Source organism: Amycolatopsis circi (assembly GCF_003385235.1).
In the GTDB taxonomy this organism is placed as follows: Bacteria; Actinomycetota; Actinomycetes; order Mycobacteriales; family Pseudonocardiaceae; genus Amycolatopsis; species Amycolatopsis circi.
Window position 1 is genome coordinate 1 of sequence record NZ_PQIA01000015.1, and the last position, 21,667, is coordinate 21,667.

17 protein-coding genes are annotated in these 21,667 nt (G+C 68.6%); 10 read left to right on the forward strand and 7 right to left on the reverse strand.

The window, feature by feature from the left end; translation table 11 throughout:
- Positions 1-2,675: glycoside hydrolase family 2 protein (locus tag D0D37_RS08235; RefSeq protein WP_116199938.1), on the forward strand; the 2,675-nt coding region annotated here is incomplete at its 5' end.
- A gap of 201 nt (positions 2,676-2,876) precedes the next feature.
- Here the strand turns inward: D0D37_RS08235 and D0D37_RS08240 are convergent.
- Positions 2,877-3,227 (reverse strand): ArsR/SmtB family transcription factor, encoded by a 351-nt coding sequence (locus D0D37_RS08240; RefSeq protein WP_341867975.1) that lies wholly within the window; start codon positions 3,225-3,227, stop codon positions 2,877-2,879.
- A 75-nt stretch (positions 3,228-3,302) separates the two neighbouring features.
- Between D0D37_RS08240 and D0D37_RS08245 the strand changes: the two genes are divergently transcribed.
- From D0D37_RS08245 to D0D37_RS08265, 5 genes are all read left to right on the forward strand, one after another.
- Positions 3,303-4,454: an MFS transporter gene (locus tag D0D37_RS08245; protein ID WP_116199940.1), complete on the forward strand. Its 1,152-nt coding sequence runs from the start codon at positions 3,303-3,305 to the stop codon at positions 4,452-4,454.
- A gap of 163 nt (positions 4,455-4,617) precedes the next feature.
- Complete coding sequence (locus D0D37_RS08250) at positions 4,618-5,319, forward strand: IclR family transcriptional regulator (RefSeq protein WP_244223434.1); 702 nt, start codon at positions 4,618-4,620, stop codon at positions 5,317-5,319.
- Between the two features lie 96 nt (positions 5,320-5,415).
- The gene (locus tag D0D37_RS08255; protein WP_116199942.1) at positions 5,416-7,032 is read left to right on the forward strand and encodes a thiamine pyrophosphate-dependent enzyme; all 1,617 of its coding nucleotides are present in this window, start codon (positions 5,416-5,418) and stop codon (positions 7,030-7,032) included.
- Positions 7,029-8,489: an aldehyde dehydrogenase family protein gene (locus D0D37_RS08260; protein ID WP_116199943.1), complete on the forward strand. Its 1,461-nt coding sequence runs from the start codon at positions 7,029-7,031 to the stop codon at positions 8,487-8,489. The genes D0D37_RS08255 and D0D37_RS08260 overlap by 4 nt, the downstream gene beginning before the upstream one ends.
- Positions 8,490-8,533: 44 nt before the next feature.
- The gene (locus tag D0D37_RS08265; protein ID WP_116199944.1) at positions 8,534-9,781 is read left to right on the forward strand and encodes an MFS transporter; all 1,248 of its coding nucleotides are present in this window, start codon (positions 8,534-8,536) and stop codon (positions 9,779-9,781) included.
- 32 nt (positions 9,782-9,813) lie between these two features.
- On the opposite strand, the gene D0D37_RS08270 is transcribed toward D0D37_RS08265, so the two are convergent.
- The 4 genes from D0D37_RS08270 to mgtA form a co-directional block, all read right to left on the reverse strand.
- Positions 9,814-11,091 carry an ABC transporter ATP-binding protein gene (locus tag D0D37_RS08270; protein ID WP_116199945.1) on the reverse strand — a complete coding sequence of 426 codons (1,278 nt, stop codon included), beginning with the start codon at positions 11,089-11,091 and terminating at the stop codon, positions 9,814-9,816.
- Between the two features lie 18 nt (positions 11,092-11,109).
- Positions 11,110-12,843: an ABC transporter permease gene (locus tag D0D37_RS08275; protein WP_116199946.1), complete on the reverse strand. Its 1,734-nt coding sequence runs from the start codon at positions 12,841-12,843 to the stop codon at positions 11,110-11,112.
- A 3-nt stretch (positions 12,844-12,846) separates the two neighbouring features.
- Complete coding sequence (locus tag D0D37_RS08280; protein ID WP_116199947.1) at positions 12,847-13,566, reverse strand: MgtC/SapB family protein; 720 nt, start codon at positions 13,564-13,566, stop codon at positions 12,847-12,849.
- A 65-nt stretch (positions 13,567-13,631) separates the two neighbouring features.
- Positions 13,632-16,199 carry a magnesium-translocating P-type ATPase gene (gene mgtA / locus D0D37_RS08285; RefSeq protein WP_116199948.1) on the reverse strand — a complete coding sequence of 856 codons (2,568 nt, stop codon included), beginning with the start codon at positions 16,197-16,199 and terminating at the stop codon, positions 13,632-13,634.
- A gap of 249 nt (positions 16,200-16,448) precedes the next feature.
- Between mgtA and D0D37_RS08290 the strand changes: the two genes are divergently transcribed.
- From D0D37_RS08290 to D0D37_RS08300, 3 genes are all read left to right on the forward strand, one after another.
- A complete protein-coding gene (locus tag D0D37_RS08290) occupies positions 16,449-16,799 on the forward strand; it encodes an ArsR/SmtB family transcription factor (RefSeq protein WP_116199949.1) in 351 nt (116 codons plus the stop codon).
- Positions 16,800-16,824: 25 nt separating this feature from the next.
- Positions 16,825-17,547: a mycothiol-dependent nitroreductase Rv2466c family protein gene (locus D0D37_RS08295; protein WP_116199950.1), complete on the forward strand. Its 723-nt coding sequence runs from the start codon at positions 16,825-16,827 to the stop codon at positions 17,545-17,547.
- 348 nt (positions 17,548-17,895) lie between these two features.
- A complete protein-coding gene (locus D0D37_RS08300; protein WP_162834125.1) occupies positions 17,896-18,711 on the forward strand; it encodes an alpha/beta hydrolase in 816 nt (271 codons plus the stop codon).
- A 3-nt stretch (positions 18,712-18,714) separates the two neighbouring features.
- Here D0D37_RS08300 and D0D37_RS08305 read toward each other — a convergent pair whose 3' ends face one another.
- Positions 18,715-20,091: a helix-turn-helix domain-containing protein gene (locus tag D0D37_RS08305; protein ID WP_116199952.1), complete on the reverse strand. Its 1,377-nt coding sequence runs from the start codon at positions 20,089-20,091 to the stop codon at positions 18,715-18,717.
- 183 nt (positions 20,092-20,274) lie between these two features.
- On the opposite strand from D0D37_RS08305, the gene D0D37_RS08310 reads away from it, so the two are divergent.
- Positions 20,275-20,637, forward strand: coding sequence for a hypothetical protein (locus D0D37_RS08310; protein ID WP_116199953.1), 363 nt, complete (start codon positions 20,275-20,277; stop codon positions 20,635-20,637).
- Between the two features lie 126 nt (positions 20,638-20,763).
- Here D0D37_RS08310 and D0D37_RS08315 read toward each other — a convergent pair whose 3' ends face one another.
- Positions 20,764-21,621 carry a sigma-70 family RNA polymerase sigma factor gene (locus D0D37_RS08315; protein WP_116199954.1) on the reverse strand — a complete coding sequence of 286 codons (858 nt, stop codon included), beginning with the start codon at positions 21,619-21,621 and terminating at the stop codon, positions 20,764-20,766.
- Positions 21,622-21,667 lie beyond the last annotated feature (46 nt).

The window sequence follows — 21,667 nt, forward strand, 5'->3', positions numbered from 1 at the left end:
AGCTCGAGGATGTGTATAAGCAACAGCCGGCGCTGTCCTGGGCACTGGACAGTGCACTGCCCGCGGCGGACGGCACCGCCGCGGGCAGTGCACTGTCCAGTGCCCAGGACATCGCCGGACTGAAGCCGGCTGTGGTCCCGGGGACGCCGCTGACGAGCATGATCGCCAACGGCGAGTATCCCGATCCGCTGTACGGCCACATCGTGACCGACACCGTTCCGGACACCCTCAAGGACACCGGCTACTGGTACCGGGTCGCGTTCCGGGTGCCGAAGCTGGTTCCAGGGCAGCGATTCTGGCTGCAGTTCGACGGGATCAACTACCTCGGGACCGTCTGGCTCAACGGCACCCGAGTCGGCACTGTCGAGGGCGCGTTCAAGCGGGCGGTCTTCGAGGTCACGGACATCGTGGCGAAGGCCGATGGGATGGCCTGGCTGGCAGTGCTGGTCGGAAAGCTCGACTACACCGACCCGCCCGCGCTGCCGAGTTACGCCAGCGGCGTCACGCGCGGCGGCCGCAACGGCGGCCCGACCGGAATCACGCTGAAGAACGGCCCGACTTTCTTTTGCACCGCTGGCTGGGACTGGCTGCCCACCATCCCTGACCGGGATCTAGGCATCTGGCAGCCGGTCACCTGGCGTACGACTGGACCGGTTCGGCTGGCCGACGTGCAGGTCACCTCCACGCTGTCGAAGGACTTGCGCACGGCGGACGTCGCCGTCGAACTTGCGCTGGACAGCGCCGGTGCGAAGTCCGTACTGGTGAAGGGATCGCTCGACGGACGCGAGTTCCGGCGGACAGTCAATGTTCCGGCAGGCGCGTCGTCGGTCGTACTGACGTCGAAGGACCTGGCCTGGCTGCGGTTGGACCGACCGAAGCTGTGGTGGCCCAACGGCTACGGCGACCCGTACCGCTACCGGCTGTCAGTCAGCATCGAATCGGGCGGCCAGGTCCACGACGAGCGAACGGTGGACTTCGGGATTCGCCGCATCGAGTACACGACACCGATGCGCTCGCCGTCCGGGGCGACGACCAACTGCCTGGCGATCACAGTCAACAACCAGCCGATCCTGGTAATGGGCGGCAACTGGGGCTTGGATGAGGCACTCAAACGAATCCCCCGGGAGCGGTTGCGCGCCCAGGTGCGCCTGCATCGCGACGCCAATCTCAACCTGATCCGCAACTGGAACGGCCAAAGCAGCACCGAGGACTTCTTCGCCGCCTGCGACGAGTACGGCATCCTGGTCTGGCAGGATTTCTTCTGTTCGACCGAAGGCCCGCCCGCGGAGAACACGGCCCGCGACCTCGCCAACATCCGAGACTGCATCGTACGATTCCGCAACCACCCGTCGATCCTGCTCTGGTGCGGCGGCAACGAGGGCCCGCCGCCGCAGCCGCTGATCGACGGCTTGGACGCACTGGTCGCCGAACTGGACCCGCAGCGCGTCGTGCTGACCAGCTCAGCCGGGGACACCGGAAAGAACCCAGTCGACGGATACCGGTCCGGCGGCCCGTATCACTGGGTACCGCCCGCGAAGCACTTTTCGCTCAACGACGGAACCCAATGGCCGCCGTTCCACAACGAGGTCGGTTCGTACTCGATCCCGACGCTGGAGTTCATCCGGAAGATGCTGCCGGAGTCTTCGTGGGAACACCCGGACGACTTCTGGGCTGACCGAGATGTGAACGGCAACGGAGGAAACGGCGGCGGGGCAGGCTACCTGCGCCTGACGGCCGAGCGATATGGGGAAGTGCGGAACCTGCCGGACTTCGCGCGCAAGTCGCAACTGATGAACTACGAGTGCATCAAAGCTATTTACGAGGCACCAGTGGCCAACATGCGGAGTGCTGGGCCATACCCGCGTACCGGGGTCATCATGTGGATGACCAATCCCGCGCAGCCGAGCTTTGTCTGGCAGATGTACAGCCACGATTTAGAGGCACACTCGTCGTTCTATGCGGTTCAGCACGCATGCCGGCGGATCAACGTAATCCTTGACGGGCAAAGTTCCGATGTCGTGGTGGCGAACCACACGCAAGCACCGGTGCGGGGCCGCGTCGAGGTCACGCTCTACGGGCTGAACGGCGCGGAAGCCGACCGCAGTTCGTTCGAGGTGGATGCTGGAGCCTCTGACCGAACTGTAATCGGGAACGTCGCTTCGCAATTGAAGGACGTCCCGTCCGAGATTGTCTTTGTCCGCTTGGTGTTCAGGGATCCTCGAGGCTCGGAGACCGTCCGAAATTTCTATTGGATGGAGAACCCCGCACGGGCGGCCGGGTTTGCCAGTCTGGACGGGATGCCCGCAGCCGAAGTCTCGGTGATCGCCGGAATCTCCCGAGGACGAAACGGCACCGAGATGGCTGTCGATGTACGCAACATCGGGAAGTCCGTAGCGTTGATGGTGCATCTGCAGGTTTACGACGTCCGGACCGGTGAGCGAATCTTGCCAGCCACCTTCAGCGACAATTACCTGAACTTGGCTGCCGGAGAAGCGACGACGGTAAAAGTTCAACTGGACAACGACCAGACCCGGCAGCACCCGAACCTAGGAGTCCGAATAGATGGCTGGAAAATCGACCAGCAAGCGTCAAGCTTGCGAGGGCGAGGCACCACAGTGACCTTCAACCAGGAAGCACTGAACACTCACCCAGCAATAACCACGTTCGCCCGCTAAAACCGCAGCCAACGCACCCAACCGGCGAGGCACCCACTCGACCCCCGCACCCCGATACGAAGCCTTCTCTGCGGTCTGAGGGTGGTTGTCAAGGCGTCTTTCCCGCCTTGACAACCACCCTCAGACCGTCAGCACAATCAGCTTCGGGGTGCCCCACGCAACCCCCACGGCAATGTCGCCGCCAGGCGGCGAGCCGCACTCTCACCCAGCAGAAGAACCCCGCTCCGCAGCACCAAGAACAGCCCCCAACAACCCAGGAAACCGCCCCTCCACATCCCCAAGGCGAACCCGCACAACCCGCCGCCGCCCCTCCGCGACAGTCCGAGTCAACCCAGCCTCCCGCAGCACCCGACAGTGATGCGAGAACGCAGGATTGCTCAGCCCCGCCTTCTCCACCAGCGTCGCACAGTCAATCGGCCCCCCAGCCTGATACATCGCCTTCAAAATAGCCCGCCGGCCAGGATCGGCGAGAGCACTGAGGATCACCGTCAGATCGAAAGACTCGACCGACGGCTCAGGCAACGTACGCGGCACGAGCGGACCTCCTCCCACACTTTGACCGTCATCGAATCAGAGTCAAATGTCCCGGATGTGACGATTCGACAAGCATCGAACGGTGCACGTCTGATGATCCTGGCAGCAGGCACGTTCGTGCTGGGAGTAGACGGATTCGTACTGCCAGGCCTGCTCACGGACATCTCCCGAGACCTGTCCGTAAGCGTGGCCACAGCAGGCCAGCTCACCACGACCTTCGCGATCTCCTACGCACTCGGATACCCAGTGATCGCGACGCTAGCGGGCCGAGCGGACCGCAGGGTCGTCATCGGAGCCGGGATGGCGGCGTTCCTCATCGGCATGGTCCTGCAAGCAGCAGGCCCGACCTTCAGCACCGTACTGGCCGGACGAATCATCGCCGCGCTAGGCGCAGCCGCCTTCCAAGCCAACGCCTTCGCCATAGCAGGCGTCCTAGCCCCACCGGAACGACGAGCAAGGGCATTCGCCGTAATCGGCGCAGGATCCAGCCTCGCCGCAGTGCTCGGAGTCCCGCTCGGCCTCCTGATCGGGCAGGCCTGGGGCTGGCGCGGCACCCTGTGGACGATCGTCGCGCTGGCCGCAGCAGCAGCAGCAGTCCTAGCCGGAATATTCGTCCCCTCGATGACTTTGCCCGCCACGACGATGCGCGACCGGCTCGCGATCATGGTCAACCCGCGCATCGTCACCCTCCTGGCAGTAAGCGCGCTGGTGCTGGCCCCATCGTTCTTGCTGATCGCGTACGCGTCAGCAGTAGTAGGAATCAGCTCACCGGGCAGCGCAACCGCGATTCTGCTCGCCCTGCTCACCAACGGAGCGGGCTTCTTTCTGGGCAACCGCCTCGTCGGATGGTTCGCCGACCGATTCGCCTCGCTGCCGCTGATCCTGGCCGGGCTCGGAATCGCAGGCGTGGCCGCAGCGTCGCTTTCGGTCCTCCAACAGTGGTTCGTCCCGACCCTCGCAGTGCTGTTCCTGCTGGGAATACTCGGCTCGGTACTGTTCATCCCGCAGCAAAACCGGGTGTTCGCAGCAGGCGGAGACGTCGCAGCAGTCGCGCTGAGCCTCAACGGCTCGATGAACTACGTCGGAACCGCGATCGGCGCGGGAATCGGCGGGCTCGTGCTGGCGAACGCCGGAGCGGAATGGCTCGGCCCCGCAGCGGCGGCCCTGGCAGCCCTGGTGCTCGCGATCGCGCTGGGCACCGCACCGGAACGGCGGGCGGCGAAGCTGGCCCGCGCAGCACCGTGAACGTCCAGTGTGGACAGACCGGAGAACGGCGGGTTGCCGTGTCCGCGGGACTGGCGGATGATGGGCGGCCAGTCCCCGTCCCGTTCCACCGCAGCCCCGGAGGCACGCGATCGCCGGCAACGCCGCCGAACCCGGGCGCACGGTCCTCAGCCGCGCGTTCGCGGTGCTGGATTCCTTCCTGTCCGGCCGCCCCGAGCAGACTCACGGCGAGATCACCCGGGCGACCGGGCTCGCGCCTGCCACGGTGCACCGGCTGCTGGCCGAACTGACCGGCTGGGGCGCGTTGGAGCGCACCGGCAGAGGCCGGTACCGGATCGGGCTTCGGCTGTGGCAGCTCGGGGCGCAGGCTCCGGGCGGGCGCGAGCTGCGGGACGTCGCGCTGCCGTTCCTGCAGGACCTGCTGCAGGTGACGCACGAGGTCGTGCATCTGGTCGTCCTCGACGGGGACCGCGCGCTGTATCTGGAAAAGCTCGAGGCGCATCCGGATGTCGTGGTGACCTCGCGGGTGGGATTGCGGTTGCCGTTGCACGCGGCGGGGCCGGGCAAGGTGCTGCTCGCGCACGCGCCGCCGGAGTGTCTCGAAAGCATTCTGACCGGCGGGCTGGAGCGGCGGGCCAGCGGGACGATCACGGATCCGGCGCGGCTGCGCCAGGTGCTGGCGGAGGTCCGGCTGCAGGGATTCTGCATTTCCCGCAACGAGATGACCGAGGGCGCGTCGTCGGTCGCGGCTCCGGTGCGCGGGCCGGGCGACCAGGTCGTCGCGGCGATTTCCGTGGTGGTGCCGAGTTGCACGCCGAATCTGTCGCCGCTGGTGCCGGTGGTCCGGATGGCCGCGCTGGGGGTCACGCGGGCGTTGCAAGGCTGAGGAACTTTTCCGCTGAGTGGAAGAGGGGCTGGGCGGCCGGGAACCGAGCCGGGACACTCCGGACCCACCTGCTTCGCACTGCCCGAGGAGAAGTCCGTGAGCCCTGCCCCGACCGTTCGCGACGCCGCGTTCGACGTGCTGCGCCGGTTCGGCGCCACGACGGTGTTCGCCAATCCCGGGTCGACCGAGATCGCGCTGCTCACCGACCTGCCCGACGACCTCGAATTCGTGCTGGCGCTGCACGAGGGTTCGGTGGTCGGCATGGCGACCGGCTGGGCGCTCGCGAACGACCGGCCCGCGGTCGCCATCCTGCACACCACCGCCGGGCTCGGGAACGCGGTCGGCGCGCTCGCGACCGCCCGGGTCAACCGCGCGCCGATGGTCGTGCTCGTCGGGCAGCAGGACCGCCGCCACCTCGCGCTGGAGCCGTTCCTGACCGGCCATCGGCTCGACGACCTGGCCCGTCCCGCGCCGGTGTGGATCGCGGAACCGCCGCGTGCACAGGACGTTCCGGGCGCGCTGGCCCGTGCCTGGCACGAGGCGCGCGAGCACCGCGGCCCGGCGCTGGTGATCGTGCCGATGGACGACTGGTCGGAACCGGCGGCCGTGGACGAGCCGCTGCCCGCCCCGGCCAAGCTGGTCCGCGCGAACGCCGCCGAGCCCGCGGTGCTGGCCGAGCTGGCGGAATTCCTCAGTACCGCAAGCAATCCGGTGCTCGTCGCAGGTGCCGGAGCCGACGATCCCGAGTCGTGGCGCGGGCTGACCGCGCTGGCGGAGAAGCTCGCCTGTCCGGTGTGGCAGGAGGCGTTCGGCGCGCGCGCCGGATTCCCGCAGGACCACCCGCAGTTCGCCGGACATCTGCCGCCGGGCCGCGAAGGATTGCGGAAAGCGTTGTCCGGCCACGACGCGGTGCTTTCAGTCGGTGCGCCGGTTTTCCGCCAGTACCCGCGGGAACCGGGACAGCTGACCGAGCCGGACACGCGCATCGCCGTGGTCACCGACGATCCGAACGAAGCGCACCGCAGCCCGGTCGACCTTGCCGTGCTGGCGCGGCCGTCGGCGGTGTGCGGTCCGCTGGCGGAGCTGATTCCGGCGAGGGAAGCGGGGCCGGGAAAGATCGGCCGGACCGTCGAGCTGCCTGGAGCGCCGGAGAACGGCGCGCCGCTGGGACCGGACCACGTGTTCGGTCTGCTCGCTCGCCAGTTGCCCAAGGACACGGTGCTGGTCGAGGAATCCCCGTCGAGCCGCCCGTTGCTGCACGCGTACGTGCCGGCCCGCGAGCCGCTCGGATTCCTCAGCGCGGCCATGGGCGGGCTCGGGTTCGGCATTCCGGCGGCGATCGGGCTGCGGATGGGCGGACTGAAACGGCCGGTGGTGGCGGTGATCGGGGACGGCTCGTCGCTGTACTCGATCCAGGCGTTGTGGAGCGCCGCGCATTACGGCGTCGGCGTCCTGGTGATCGTGCTGTCCAACGGCGGCTACGCGATCATGGACAAACTCGCCGTCCGGCACGGCGAACGCACGGCCGGGGGCGGAAAAGCGCCGTGGCCTGGGTTCGACGAGGTGAGCGTGAGCGGCCTCGCGAAGTCGCTCGGCTGCCCGGCGCGGCGGGCGGAAACCTACGAGGAACTGGAGTCAGTGTTGAACGAGGTGCTGCCGACGTTGGCCGCGCGCACGGAACCGCTGGTGCTGGAAGTGGCGGTGACGGCATGACGTTGCTTGGAAGCGAATGGCAGGGCCGGATCTTCTCCGGCGGCTGGATCCCCGGCGCGGGCGGCGAATACGACGCGGTCGAGCCAGCCACCGGGGACAAGCTGGCCCGGGTCGGCGCGGCGGCTCCGGAGGACGTCGCCAAGGCAGCGGCGGCCGCACAGGAAGCGCAGCGGGAGTGGGCCGCTCGGCCGTACGACCAGCGGGCGCGGGTGTTGCGCCGGGCGGCGCGGCTTTTCGAGGACCACGGCGACGAGATCGACGAATGGCTCATCCGGGAATCCGGTGCCACGCGGGGATTCGCGCAGTTCCAGACCCGCGCGGTCGCGGCCGAGGAATGCCACGAAGCCGCTGCGCTGGCCGCGCATCCGTACGGGGAACTGTTGCGTTCCAGCCAGCCTCGGCTGTCGATGGCGCGCCGGGTACCGGCCGGGGTGGTCGGCGTGATCTCGCCGTTCAACGCGCCGGTGATCCTGTCCATCCGCGCGATCGCACCCGCCCTGGCGCTCGGCAACGCGGTGCTGGCGAAGCCCGACCCGCGCACCGCGGTGTGCGGCGGCGTCGTGCTGGCCCGGATCTTCGAGGAAGCCGGGCTGCCCGAAGGTCTGTTCCACCTCCTGCCCGGCGGCGCGGACGTCGGCGCGGCGCTGGTCGAGGACCCGCTGGTGCGCGTCATCGCGTTCACCGGTTCGACGAACGCGGGCCGCCGGATCGCCGCGGCGGCGGGGGAGCGGCTCAAGCGCGTGCACCTCGAACTCGGCGGCAACTCGGCGCTGGTCGTGCTCGCGGACGCGGACGTCGAGCAGGCCGCGTCGGTTGGTGCGTTCGGTTCGTTCAACCATTCCGGGCAGATCTGCATGGCGACCGGACGGCACCTGGTCGCGGCCGAAATCGCCGACGACTACGCCGCCGCGCTCGCCGAACACGCGGCCAAGCTGACCGTCGGAAACCCGGCGAACGGCGACGTCGCGGTCGGTCCGCTGATCGACGCGGGACAGCGCGACCGCGTGCACTCGGTGGTCACCGGGAGCGCCGAGGCCGGCGCGAAGATCGCCACCGGCGGCACCTACGAGGACCTCTTCTACCGCCCGACCGTCCTTACCGACGTCCCGCTCGGCGCGCCCGCCTACGCCCAGGAGGTGTTCGGCCCGGTCGCGCCGGTCGTGCCGTTTTCCACAGTGGACGAAGCGGTCCGCCTGGCCGGCGGTACCGAATACGGGCTGTCGCTGGGCATCCTGACCCGGGACGCCGCGCGGGGCCTGGCACTGGCCGAGCGGATCCCGTCCGGCCTGGTGCACATCAACGACCAGACGGTCAACGACGAAGCCCTCGCGCCGTTCGGCGGGGTGGGGGATTCGGGCACCGGCTCCCGGCACGGCGGCGCGCAGGCCAACCTGGAGGCGTTCACCGAAACCCAGTGGGTCACCGTGCGCGGCGACCTTCCGCAGTATCCGTTCTAACCGAAGCATCCGCCCAGGTCCCCTCCGACGACGCAGGTGATGACATGACGGTCTCGACTGATCCCCGGGCGCGCCACGCCCGCTGGGTGGCTCCGCTGTGCTGGACGGCGGTGGCGCTCGAAGGGTTCGACCTGGTGGTGCTGGGCGTCGTGCTGCCCGCGCTGCTCAAGGACAAAGCGTGGGGGCTCGACCCCAATACGGCGTCGCTGATCTCGGCGGTCGGGTTGCTGGGCGTGGCGGTCGGCGCGTTCGCGATCGGCCCGCTCAGCGACCTGTTCGGGCGCCGCGGGATGATGCTGCTGACCGTGCTCAGCTTCTCGGTCTGCACGCTGCTCTGCGCGTTCGCGAACGGACCGTGGCTGTTCGGCGTGCTGCGGTTCCTGGCCGGGCTCGGGCTCGGCGGCGTGCTGCCGACCGCGCTCGCGCTGATCACCGAGTACGCGCGGATCGGCCGCGGCGGCAGCGCGACCACCGTGCTGATGACCGGCTACCACGTCGGCGCGGTGCTCACCGCGCTGCTGGGAATCCTGGTGCTGCAACGGCTCGGCTGGCAGTGGATGTTCGTCATCGGGGCCGCGCCCGCGCTCGTTCTGGTGCCGCTCATGGCGAAGTTCCTGCCCGAGTCGAAGGCGCTGGTGCGGGCGAAGGAAGAGCGGCGGAACCGCAATCCGCTCGGCGTCCTGTTCCGGCACGGCTACGGGCGCGCGACGATCGCGTTCTGGGTGACGTCGTTCATGGGGCTGCTGCTGGTGTACGGCCTGAACACGTGGCTGCCGCAGATCATGCGCGCGGCGGGCTACGAACTCGGCGCGGCGCTGGCGCTGCTGCTGGTGCTGAACGTCGGCGCGGTCATCGGCCTGCTGGTCGGCGGCCGGGTCGCGGACAAGATCGGCTACCGCCGGTCCACCATCCTCTGGTTCGCCGCGGCCGCGGTGTTCCTGGCGCTGTTGAGCATCAAGCTGCCCGGGGCGAGCGTGTACGTCGGGGTGCTGCTGGCGGGGATCTTCACCTTCAGTTCGCAGGTGCTGGTCTACGTGTACATCGCCCGCGTGTACCCCGCCGAGGCGCGCGGCACCGGGCTCGGCGCGGCGAGCGGGATCGGGCGGTTCGGCGCGATGTCCGGGCCGCTGGTGACCGGGCTGCTGCTGTCGGCGGGGCTGGCGTATCCGTGGGGCTTCTATCTGTTCGCGGTGGTGGCGGTGATCGGGGCGCTCGCGATCGCGCTGGTGAACCGGGACCCGGCACCGGACGCCCCGGCGGACAGCCCGGCGCCGCGGGTGGAGACCTCGTGAGTGTTTATGCCGGTTAGAACCGGCATAAACACTCACGACGAGGTGACGGTGAGGCGGTCGCTGTCGGTGTCGTAGTCGAACAGTTCCGCGTACCGGCCCCAGTCGATCGCTGTGTCCAGTTGCTGCCGGGCGTCGGCGGCGGAGAAGCCGCGGCGGAGGAGGTCGAGGAAGAACTCCGCGCGCAGCGTGCCGTCCGAACTGGCGGTGAGCGCGTTGACGATCGTGCGCACCAGCGGCGCCCGGTCGCGGACCTGACCGGCGAAAATCTTCTTGCTGGTCTGGATGTCCGCGGTGGTGAAGGCGGCACCGACCGGCGTCACGTGCAGGTCGCCGCCTGCCACGAAGAGAAAGTCCAGCAGGGCGGCAGCGTCCACGAGCGGCAGCAGGTCGTCTACCTCGAAGCTCAGCTCGGCGGCGAGGTCCGGCAGGTCGGCGTGGCTGCCGCGGGCGTGCACGAGTTCGACCAGACCGGCGAGGCCGCCGACCGAAGCGTGCGGAAGCGGTCGCGCGGTGGGCGTGGCCTGGGCGGGTTCGACGGCCGCCGGGTCGCGTCCGGTGAGCAGGTCGTAGAGCCGGTCGACCAGCGCGGCGAACGCGGGGGATTTGCGGTCGCGCGGGCGGGCGAGGTCGACTTCCACTTCCGCGCGCAGGTTTCCGGGATTGGAGCCGAGGACCAGCACGCGGTCCGCGAGCAACACTGCCTCCTCGATGTTGTGCGTGACGATGCAGACCGCCTTGGTCGGGAAATCGTCGCGCTGCCACAGGCTCATCAGCTCGGTGCGCAGGTTTTCCGCGGTCAGCACGTCGAGCGCGGAGAACGGTTCGTCCATCAGCAGGACGTCCGGTTCGAGCACGAGCGCGCGGGCGAACCCGACGCGCTGCCGCATTCCGCCGGAAAGTTCCTTGGGATAGGCGGATTCGAAGCCGTCGAGGCCGATCAGGTCGATCGCCTGCAGCGCGCGGTCCCGGCGGGCTTTCGGCGGGATGCCGCGCGCGGCTAGGCCGAGTTCGACGTTGTCCTGCACGGTCAGCCACGGCATCAGCGCGAAGGTCTGGAACACCATCGCGGTGCCCGGATTCGCCCCGTCGAGTTCGTCGCCGCGGTAGCGCACGGTGCCGCGGGTCGGGCCGATCAGTCCGGCGATCGTGCGCAGCAGCGTCGATTTCCCGCTGCCGGACCGGCCGAGCAGCGCGACGATCTCGCCCGCGCGCAGGTCGAGCGTGATGTCGTCGAGGACGCGCAGTTCGTCGCCCGCCGAACCGGGGAAGCTTTTGCTGACCTGCTCGACGGACACGAGTACTTCGGACATGGTGGGGACCTCTCAGGATCAGGACAGGGAGAACCGGCGTTCGGCGAGGCGGTAGAGCCGCCGCCAGAAGAGCCGGTTGAGGCCGACGACGTACAGGCTCATCACCGCGACTCCGAGCAGGATCCGCCCGGAGTCGCCGGTACCGGTCGCGTCGGCGATGTACGCGCCGAGGCCGGTCGCGGTGAGCGTGACCCCGTTGTAGGAAACGATTTCCGCGACAATGGACGCGTTCCATGCTCCGCCCGCCGCGGTGATCCCGCCGGTGACGTAGCTCGGGAAGATCGCGGGCAACACGAGCCTCCGCCACCACAGCGCGCGCGGCAGCCGCAGGTTCGCGGCGGCCTCGCGCAGGTCGTGCGGGATGGCCGAGGCGCCCGCGATGACGTTGAACAGGATGTACCACTGCGCGCCGAGGCTCATCAGCAGGATTCCGCCCCAGTCCAGGGAAATTCCGGTCGCCACGAGGACCGCGGTGATCAGCGGGAACAGGAAGTTCGCCGGGAACGACGCGAGCACCTGCACGACCGGCTGGGCGAGTCGCGACACCCGCGGGTTCATCCCGATCCACACGCCGATCGGCACCCACACGAGCGTGCCGACGACCACCAGGGTCACCACTCGCGCGAAGGTGAGCAGGCCGAGCAGGAGGACGTGGCCGATCTCGCCGTACCCGGTGGTCTCGCCGATGAACAGCACGCCGCGCACGGTTCCGTAGCTGATCAGCCCGAAGATCACGACGCTGAACACGATGTCCGCGGCGCGTCGCCGGGCGGAGGAGAACCGCAGCGGGTACTCGGCCAGCCCGAAGACCGCCAGCGTGCGATCGAGCGGGAACACCAGTTTGCCGAGCACCCGGCCGAGCAGCGTCGGGATCCGTGAGCGGCGCAGCAGGTCGAGCACCAGGCTGCGGGGTGCTTCGGCGGCTTCGGAGTTCTCGATGCGGAACCGTTCCGACCACGCCGTGAGCGGCCGCCAGAACAGCACGTTCACGCCGACGACCAGGATCACCATCACGCCCACAGCCAGCAGCACCTTGCCGAGGTCGCCCTGTTCGGAGGCGGTCGCGACGTACGCGCCGATGCCGGGCAGCGCGAACTTCTGGTTGTTCACGCTGAGCGCTTCGGAGGCGGTGAGGAAGAACCAGCCGCCGCCGAAGCTCATCATCCCGTTCCAGACCAGCGGAATCATCCCGCTCGGCACGTCGACGCGCCAGAATCGTTGCCAGCGCGACAGCCGCAGCAGCCGTGACGCTTCATCGAGGTCGCGCGGCTGCGATACCAGCGAGTGATGGAACGCGAACGTCATGTTCCACGCTTGCGCGGTGAAGATCGCGAAAATCGACGCGCATTCCAAGCCGAATTGCGAGCCAGGGAACAGTGCGATGAACCCGGTGATCGTCACCGACAGGAATCCGAGCACCGGCACCGACTGCAGGATGTCGAGCACGGGCAACAGGATCTTTTCGGTACGCCGCAGACGGGCCGCTGCGGTCGCGTAGACGAAGGTGAATCCGACCGACAAGACGAGCGCGACGAACATCCGCAGCAGCGAACGTCCGGCGTAGTAGGGAAGTTCAGCCGGGTCAGTGGACACTGTGGACGGTGCGGTCGCCGGAGTCCACGCCGTGGCGGCACCGTGCGCGAGCCGCACGATGAGCCACAACGCCGCGGCGGCGCCGAGGAACACCGCCACGTCGGCGAGCGTGCGGCGAGGCCGGACGAGCGCACCGCGGGTGGGGAAGGTTCGCAGCATGGTCTAGTTCTCGCTGTCTTCCTCGGTGTAGGAGAGTTCGGCCTGCCAGCGCACGCTGGTCACCGACGGCTCCATGGACAGCCGGCTCACGGCCGACTCCATCTGCTTGTCGTCGCGCTGATCGGCGGACAGTTCAGCGCGCACCTGCACTTGTCCGGCGGTATCGGTATTGGTGCTAGTTACCGATTGCAGCGCGAAATCCGTACGCGCCAACGCCTGTACGAGCAATGCGCGCACGTGTGCTTCGGCATCGTCCTTGGTCACCGCCAGGAAGGTGTACTGCGTCGGGGTTTCGCGGCCGGTCGCCGGACGGCGGTCGACCACCCGGCCGAGCGGGCGCAGCGCGATGTTCACCGCCATCACCACCGCGGTGCCCGCGCCCGCCGCCGTGTACAGCCCGGCTCCGGCCAGCGAGCCCACCGCGGCGGAACACCACAGCGTCGCCGCGGTGTTGAGTCCGCGCACAGTCAATCCTTCGCGCAGAATGACGCCCGCGCCGAGAAAACCGATTCCGGAAACGATTTGCGCGGCGACCCGGGTGGGGTCGGCGCTGGCTCCGCTGAATCCGTGCGCGGACAGCAGCACGAAGAGCGTCGAACCGGCTGCGACCAGCGCGTTTGTCCGCAGCCCAGCCATCCGGGCGCGGTATTGGCGTTCAAATCCGATTACTGTGCCGAGGCCTACGCCGGTGCCAAGGCGCAGCAGCATCTCCGCAGTCGTCATCTGCGCTCCCACTGGTTGTAACGAAAAGTTCGGAAAGGGGTTGGAAAAGCGTCAAAAAAGGACGGTTACCACCACGTACGTTGGCGTGCGTAACCGCGTTTCGCTACTTGAGCCGCCAGCGCGTACCCGGCCAGGACGAGCACCAGCCACACCAGGTAGCTCGCGGGCAGCGCCTGCATCCGCAGCGGTTCGGCGAGCGGTGACAGCGGCACCAGCAGTCCGACGAGCGCGGCAGCGGCCGTGGCCAGCACGACCGGGCGGCTGGCGCGCAGGGGAGTGCCGCGGCCGCGCAGCACGAGCACGACCAGCAGCTGCGACAGCAGACCCTCGACGAACCAGCCGGTCTGGAACAGCAATGGGTCCGCTCCCGCGCCGAAGACGTGCCACAGCACCGCGAACGTCGCGAGGTCGAACAGGGACGACAACGGGCCGAAGACCAGCATGAAACCGGTCAGCCCGCGGGCGTCCCACCGGCGCGGCTTGCTGAGGTAGTCGTCGTCCACCCGGTCCCACGCGAGCGCGAGCTGAGCCAGGTCGTAGAGCAGGTTCGACACCACGAGCTGGATCGGCAGAATGGGCAGGAACGGCAGGAACGCACTGGCCGCGAGCACCGACAGCACGTTGCCGAAGTTCGACGCGGCGGTGATGTTGACGTACTTCAGCGTGTTGCCGAGCGTCCTCCGTCCTTCGGCTACGCCGCGGGCGAGCACGCCGAGGTCGCGCTCCAGCAGCACCAGGTCCGCCGCGTCCTTTGCGGCGTCGGTGGCGGTGTCCGGGGCGATCCCGACGTCGGCGGTGCGCAGCGCGGTCACGTCGTTGACGCCGTCGCCGACGAAGCCGACCGCGCGACCGTTCTCCCGCAACGCCGTGACAACGCGGGCTTTGTGCGCTGGGGTGAGCTTCGCGAAGACGGTGGTGTCCTTGACGATCTCGCGTAGCTCAGCGTCGTCCGCCGCTTCCACCTGGCGGCCGAGCACGACGTCGCCGACCGGGATGCCCGCCGAATCCGCGACGCGCGCGGCGACGTGCCGGTTGTCGCCGGTCAGCACTTTGAGCGCGACGCCCTGCTCGCCAAGGGCTTTCACCGCGTTCACGACGCCGTCGCGGACCGGGTCGACGAATCCCACGAAACCGACGAGGATCATTTCGTTCTCGTCGGTTTCGTCAAATCCGTCGAGCCTGGCGTTGACTTCCCTCGCCGCTACCGCGAGCACTCGCATGCCGTGTTCGGCGTACGCGCGCACTAGTTCGTCCGCGCCGATCCGAGCGGCGTCGTCGAATTCGGCGACGACACCGTCGCGGCGTGCGTAGCTGCAGCGCGGCAGGATCTCGTCCGGGTCGCCCTTGCTGATCAGCAGGTGCTCGCTGCCGCGCCGGACCACGACGCTGGCCCGGCGGCGCGCGTGGTCGAAGCCGATCTCGGCGACGCCGGTGAACAGCGCGTCGGCGACCAGGTCGTCCTCGCCGTCGAACAGGGTCTCGATCGCCTCGTCCAGCCGGTCGTGCCGGTCGGTCTGGAACCGCACCGCCAGCCCGGCGTACTCGGCCGCTTCGCCGTCCGGGCTGCCGGAGTAGTCGACGCTGTGCGCGTAGGCGATCCGGTCCTCGGTGAGCGTGCCGGTCTTGTCGACGCACAGCACGTCCATCGCGGCGAGATCCTGAATGGCGTTGAGCCGCTTGACAATTACCTGCCGCCGGGACAGCGCCGCCGCCCCTCGGGCGAGGTTCGTCGTGACGATGACCGGCAGCATCTCCGGCGTGAGGCCGACCGCGACGGCGACCGCGAACATCCCGGCCTGCGCCCAGTCGCCGGTGACCGTGCCGTTGACGACGAGCACGATCGGCACCATCACGAGCATGAACCGCACGAGCGTCCAGCCGACGCGACGTACCCCGGCGTCGAAGCTGGATTCCCCGCGTGGTTCGGCGGATTGCTGGGCGAGCGCGCCGAAGTAGGTGTCACTGCCGGTCGCGGCGATGACCGCGGTGGCCGTTCCGCCGACCACCGACGTGCCCGCGAAGCCGAGCGCGGGCGTCTCGACGAGTTCATGCTCCTCGTGCTTGACTGGCTGGGGCGCCCGCTTCGCGACCGGCAGTGCCTCGCCGGACAGCGCGGACTGGTCCACCACGAAGTCTTTAGCAGCGACAATGCGGACGTCCGCCGGGATCACGTCACCAGGCCCGAGCAATACGACGTCGCCAGGCACGAGGTCTGCCGTGGGGACCTCGCGCTCGCTGCCAGGAAACTCCGCCGCGGCACGTCGACGCACCGTGACAGTGGTGGTGATCTGGTCGCGGACCGCACTGATCGCGCGCTCGGACCGGGCGTGCTGCCAGTAGCGCAGACCGATGCTGAGCACGACCATCACACCGACGGTCACCGCGCCGCGAATGTCGCCGACGCTTGCGAAGACGACGCCGAGCGCGGTCAGCAACGCGACGAACGGGCTGCGTGCGGCGGCCCAGACGCGCACGGGCGCACGGATCGTGCCGTCGATGCGGTTGTCGCCGAAGCGCCGCAACCGTTCGGCGGCTTCGTTCTCGGTGAGGCCTTTCGGCGAGCTGTCGAGATTCCGGAAAAGAGCGAGCACCGGCGCGTCGCCGTGGGCGCGCAGGGCGGGAAAGCGGGTCATGGTCGTCCCCTCGAGGTCAGCTGGGCGTCAGCGGACCGCGCGGGTTCTTCCGGACCTAGCTGGCTGCCGGGGTTCCCGCACGGTCGTGCCGACTACTTCCTTCGCCGGTCACCCGGCTCACCTCCTCCGCAAGACTCATCGACCGGCGTTTCGCGCCGGCCGGGGACCAGTAGAGCGCAGATCACGAAAACAGTCAAACACTTGTGCAACTGATGGGGGCTAAGTCACGCTGGGGGCCCACCCGAGAGGATGTCCGTCGTGTCCACCCCATCCGAGCCCCCGTCTCTCCCGGCCGACCTGCTGCAGGACGCGGCCGCGACGTTCGGCCTGCTGTCCGCGACCGTGCGGCTGCACCTGCTCTGGCTGCTGTCGCACGGGGAACGCGACGTCGGCACGCTCGCCGAGGAGACCGGCCAGACCGTGCCGACCGCGAGCCACCACCTGGGCAAACTGAAGCTCGCCGGCCTGGTCCGGGCTCGTCGCGAGGGAAAGCGGCAGGTCTACGTGCTCGACGACCCGCATGTGCGGCACATCGTCCAGCTGGCGGTGCAGCATCACCAGGAACTGTCCGGCGAGGTTCGGCGGAGCAAGGGCGCATAATCGCTTCCGGACGTAGAGTCGGGCCATGGCCGAGCTGAACTTCTACTTCGATCCGGTGTGCCCGTTCGCGTGGATGACCAGCAAGTGGGTCCGCCAGGTCGCCCGGCAGCGCTCGTACTCGGTGGACTGGCGGTTCATCTCGCTGCGGTTGCTGAACTCGCACCTGGACTACGCGACGCACTTCCCGCCGGAGTACGACGCCTCGCACACGGCTGGCTTGCGGTTGCTCCGCCTTGCGGCAGCGGTGCGCGCCTCGCATGGTCGGGAGGCGGTTGGTCCACTGTACGAGGTGTTGGGGGAGCAGAACTTCGAAAGCGGTCTGGTCGAGGACACTGCCGAGGCCCGGGCGGCCCACGGCACTCTTTCCGCGGCCTCTGCTGCTTTGTCGCGGGTTGGTCTTGACGTGTCGCTTGCTTCCGCGGTGGATGATTCTCGGTGGGATGCGGAGATCCAGCGTGAGACCGATGAAGCGCTTTCGCTGACTGGCAAGGATGTCGGGACGCCGATCCTGCACTTCCAGCCGCCGGAGGGGGTCGCGTTCTTCGGCCCGGTGATCAGTCGGCTGCCGTCGGATGCGGAGGCGGTGGAGTTGTGGGACCACGTCGTGGGGTTGGCGAGGTTCGCGGGTTTCGCTGAGCTGAAGCGGAGTTTGCGGGAGATGCCGCAGCTGCCGTCGTTCGGGGTGGCGGCGGGGGAGACTGGGAAGGAACAGGATTGGCATGGCGGGAGCCGTAGGCTGAAGAAGTAGGCGGCGGCTCACCTCAGCCGAACTCCAGACCGCGTGACCTTCGAGCAGTACGTCATGCGGATGCCGAAGGCGGCGATGACGGTGGTTCTCGACGTTCCCGGCACGTCGGTTCAGGTGATGTGGCGGCATCGCCGGATTTTCGACCGGTGGGTTGGGGAACTCGGCCGCCGTTGCCGTCTGTGCGTGAGCGGATCGCCGGTCAGGGCGAGGAGAGGCCCAGGCATGGTTCCAGGCTGACCGCATCGCGAACGCAGCCTCTGTGGCTTGCGTTACTCCGCCTGTCTTCTGGCGCTCCCGAACGTCTCGAACCTGACACACTGGGTTGTGACGACAACTCCGGGAGTGTCCATGTCGCGCGACAGCTATCGGACAGTTCGTGCACCGGACGGCCTCGATCTGGCCGGCACCCTGACCGAGCCGGACGGCAGACCTCGGCACGCGGTGCTGCTCGTGCAGGGCGCGAGCGTCACGCGCGAGGAAGGCGGCTTCTTCACCCGGCTCGCCGCGGGGCTGGCCGAGGTCGGCATAGCTTCCCTGAGAGTCGACCTCCCCGGCCACGGCGAGAGTGAAGGCCGACAAGAGGATCTCTCGCTTTCCGCTCTGCTGAACGTGATTCGCGGCAGCATCGAGCATCTGTCCAGCGCCGTCCCGGGTGTGCCCATCTCGCTCGCGGCGGCGAGTTTTTCCGGCGGTGTCGCGGCGTACTACGCGGCCAAGCGACCGGACGACGTCGAGCGGCTGGTTCTGTTCAACCCCCTCCTCGACTACCGCGGGCGGTTCATCGGCCAGAAGCCCGAGTGGTCGGCGGACGGCTACCTCAACGACGAAGGAGCCGCCGCTCTCAAGGAGCGGAACTATCTCGAGCACGGGCCCGGTTTCCGGCTCGGCCGCGCGTTGCTCAACGAGGCGTTCTGGTTCGAGGCACGGCAAAACCTTTCCCGCATCACCGCGCCGACGCTCATCGTGCACGGCACCGAGGACACCTTCGTCCCGGTCGAGTCGTCGCGGACGGCCGACTGGGAGCTGACCTGCGAGCACCGGCTGGTCCAGCTCGACGGGGCGCAGCACGGCTTCGCGGTGGACGGCGATCCGGCGTACGCCGATCCGCGAACGCGAGCGTGGCAACGGCAGGTGATCCGCGAAGTCCAGGAATGGCTGCGCTAACGGTCAGCTGTTCAGCGCCTCGCGCAATTCCCGTACGTCGGGGCGGTTGTGCCACGGCTTCAGCACGCCGACGACTCGGCGGAGTTCTTCCTTGGTGCGGCGCGAGTTCGTTTCCGCCGCGCGATGCGCGGAGATGAGGCCGGTTTGGGCCGCTTGGTCCGGTTCGCCGGAAAGGGCCAGCGAGTTCGCCATGAGGGACAGGAAGAACCCGTAGTCGCGACGGGAGAATTGGGTTTCCTTCAACGTTTTCTCGTACAGTTCGACCGACCGGCGCGGTTCGCCCGCTTCGGTGTAGCAGATAGCGGTCTGCATGTTCAGAAGAGTCGCGTTGAAATGCGCGCCCAGCGGCGATTCGGCCGGTCCGGCGTCGCCCAGCAGTTTCCAGGCGACGTCGAGTTTCCGGTTCACCTGGTCTGCCGACGCGCCGAGCATCGCCTCCGCGCGGGCTTCCTGTTGGGCTGCCTCGGCTTGGAGTCGCTGGGGGAGTGCCCAGGGACCTTTGCGCACCGCCCTGGTGAGGATGAGCATGCGCCGCGGATCGCGTTCGTCGTAGGCGACTTGGGCTTTTTTGAGCAGAATGTAGCCCTGCATCGTGCTGTCGCCCGCCGCCTGCGCCCATTCCATCGCGCGGTCGTGCCAGTACAGCGAATCTTCCATCTGCCTGCGGTCCCGGTAGAGCCATCCGGCGAACTCCGCGCCCTCGGACCCGATTCGCAGAAGGTCCCGCTGATCGTCGGCGGTCGCGTCGCGGGCGATGCGGTCGATGATGTCCAGCACGCCGAGCGTCATCGGAAGGGTTTTGGCCGCACCGCGTTCGCCGTCCTCGTATTTGTACTGGTCGAGCTGCCGCCGGAAATAGTGCGTGACGGTTTTGTCCATGTACCGCCGGGGATTCTCCACCGCTCGCGCGACGTGCTCGGCGCTGCCGATGCCGAGTGCGGGCAACGCCGCGACCGGCAGGCCGTTTTTGAGCAGTGAGCGACGACTGAGCGGGCTCATGGCGTCCCATTCTGTGGTCGGAGCCGCTGGCGGGGCCGCGTCGCCGAGAGCGGGCACGAGCCGGCCGAGGACGCTGGCCGCGACCGTGGCCCGGTCCAGCGGCAGCGCGACCGGCCGCCCGTCCACGATGACGGGGAGCAGCACGCTCGGCGGCCCCCGGAGGTCCGGCGCGGTGCCTTCCCGGAGCAGTTCCTCGAGCCGGGCTGGGCTGATGCGCAGAAGCCGGGCCAGCCGGTCGCGCCGGTGCGGACGAGGCTCGGACCGGCCGGATTCCCAGGCCCGGATGCTCTTTTCGTCCGCGGGGAGCAGCGCGGCGAGCTTTTCTTGCGTCAGGTTCGCCGCTTTGCGTGCCCGGACAAGCCCTTCTCGCCGTTCGCCCATGGGCGACACTCCTTCGCCACGAACCGGGGTCGTCAGATTACCGCAGGTGACCATGGGCGGGGCAAGGCAATTCGCTCGGTTGCCGCCCGCTTTTCGCCCGGTTTGCTGGCTGGTCCAGGCCACCGCCCGGCCCCATGGTGGTGGGGCACGCGAAGACACTTCCGAAGCTGAGAGGTGCATCGCATGAAGGCAGCAGCGGCACTAGGCGAGGCGACCCGCACCGGCCGTCCGGCGGTGGTCATCGTGTGCTGCCTGCTGTTGCTGCTGGTCCTGCTCTCGATGTGGCTGTGGCGGGCGCGCCGCCCGATCCCGCCGGCGCGCGGACGGCTGACCGTCCGCGACCTCAAGGCCCGGCTGGACTACGAGGTCCAGGCCGAGATCCAGCAAGCCCGGCTGGCCGAATTCCGCCGGACGGCCGAGGAACTCGCCGCCGAACGCGCCGAAGACGACACCGAGGTCATTCCGAAGGTCGAGGACACGATCGTCTTTCCGGAGGTCCCGAAACCGCGAAAAGGAGAGAAACCCGATAAAGCTCGGTGCGGTTAGGAGCGTCCCGCCCATCGCTCACTGCACCGTTACGCCTGCCCCAGCCTGGCGCGGCACGCCACCTCCCGCGGGCTGGGGCAGGCCCCATCCGTCTGCCGGTCGTTCCCGAGCAAAATGTATAACGGCCTATACGGTCTCGCGGAAAAGTGCGGCAATCTCGATCCTCGCCAACCGCTCGGGACTCACGATCACTTCATAAGCCTGCAAAAGACCGCCCCGGACCTCGATCTTCAGCACTCCCACCAGCCGCCCGGCCGGGGCGAGCACCAGCCCGACATCCCCGTCGACCAGCGCCAGTTCCGCCAGCCGCGCATTCCCCGCGAACAGCTTCGTCCCCTGCGCAACCTCGTCCGCCCCTCGCAGCACCGCAGCGGCACCGGGAGGCAGCATCGCCGGATCGGTACGCCGCACGACGTCCGGAGCCAGCACCGTCAGCAGCGTCGCCATGTCCCCGCCCCGAGCCGCGGACAGGAACGCCGTCACCACCTCCCGGTGCTCGGCCAGCTCCGCGACGGGAACAGCTGGTTCCCCGCGCACCCGCAACCGCGCGCGGCTGGCTAGTTTTTTCGCGGTCGCGGGCGTCCGGTCGAGGATCGGCCCGACCGCGTCGAACGGCACCGCGAACAGGTCGTGCAGCACGAACGCCACCCGTTCGGGCGGAGCCAGCCGGTCCAAGACCACCAGCAGTGCCCGGCCGACCTCCCCGGCCAGCAGGACCTCGTCTTCGGGAACAGCACCTCCGGCGGCATCAGGTACCGAAGAGACGGGCGTTTCCCGGCGGGCCCGCAGTGCGTCCAGGCAGAGCCGCGACACGACAGTGGTCAGCCAGCCGCCGAGGTTGTCGACGCCGGACGTGCGGTTCAGCCGCAGCCACGACTCCTGCACGACGTCCTCGGCTTCCGCCGCGGAACCCAGCATGCGGTAGGCCAGCGCGTGCAGCCGCGGGCGGTCGTCTTCGAAGCGCCGTGCCAGTGCGTCGTCCATCGGTCACCTTTTCCCGTCTCGATCCGTCATGGGAGTGCCGGCCCGA

Excerpts from the sequence above, each read along its gene's own strand:
- D0D37_RS08295 (WP_116199950.1), top strand. The coding sequence starts at position 16,825 with ATGGCCGAGCTGAACTTCTACTTCGATCCGGTGTGCCCGTTCGCGTGG.
- D0D37_RS08305 (WP_116199952.1), bottom strand. The coding sequence starts at position 20,091 with ATGGGCGAACGGCGAGAAGGGCTTGTCCGGGCACGCAAAGCGGCGAAC.
- D0D37_RS08270 (WP_116199945.1), bottom strand. The coding sequence starts at position 11,091 with ATGTCCGAAGTACTCGTGTCCGTCGAGCAGGTCAGCAAAAGCTTCCCC.
- mgtA (WP_116199948.1), bottom strand. The coding sequence starts at position 16,199 with ATGACCCGCTTTCCCGCCCTGCGCGCCCACGGCGACGCGCCGGTGCTC.
- D0D37_RS08290 (WP_116199949.1), top strand. The coding sequence starts at position 16,449 with ATGTCCGTCGTGTCCACCCCATCCGAGCCCCCGTCTCTCCCGGCCGAC.
- D0D37_RS08310 (WP_116199953.1), top strand. The coding sequence starts at position 20,275 with ATGAAGGCAGCAGCGGCACTAGGCGAGGCGACCCGCACCGGCCGTCCG.
- D0D37_RS08300 (WP_162834125.1), top strand. The coding sequence starts at position 17,896 with ATGTCGCGCGACAGCTATCGGACAGTTCGTGCACCGGACGGCCTCGAT.
- D0D37_RS08280 (WP_116199947.1), bottom strand. The coding sequence starts at position 13,566 with ATGACGACTGCGGAGATGCTGCTGCGCCTTGGCACCGGCGTAGGCCTC.
- D0D37_RS08315 (WP_116199954.1), bottom strand. The coding sequence starts at position 21,621 with ATGGACGACGCACTGGCACGGCGCTTCGAAGACGACCGCCCGCGGCTG.
- D0D37_RS08245 (WP_116199940.1), top strand. The coding sequence starts at position 3,303 with ATGATCCTGGCAGCAGGCACGTTCGTGCTGGGAGTAGACGGATTCGTA.
- D0D37_RS08260 (WP_116199943.1), top strand. The coding sequence starts at position 7,029 with ATGACGTTGCTTGGAAGCGAATGGCAGGGCCGGATCTTCTCCGGCGGC.
- D0D37_RS08265 (WP_116199944.1), top strand. The coding sequence starts at position 8,534 with ATGACGGTCTCGACTGATCCCCGGGCGCGCCACGCCCGCTGGGTGGCT.
- D0D37_RS08275 (WP_116199946.1), bottom strand. The coding sequence starts at position 12,843 with ATGCTGCGAACCTTCCCCACCCGCGGTGCGCTCGTCCGGCCTCGCCGC.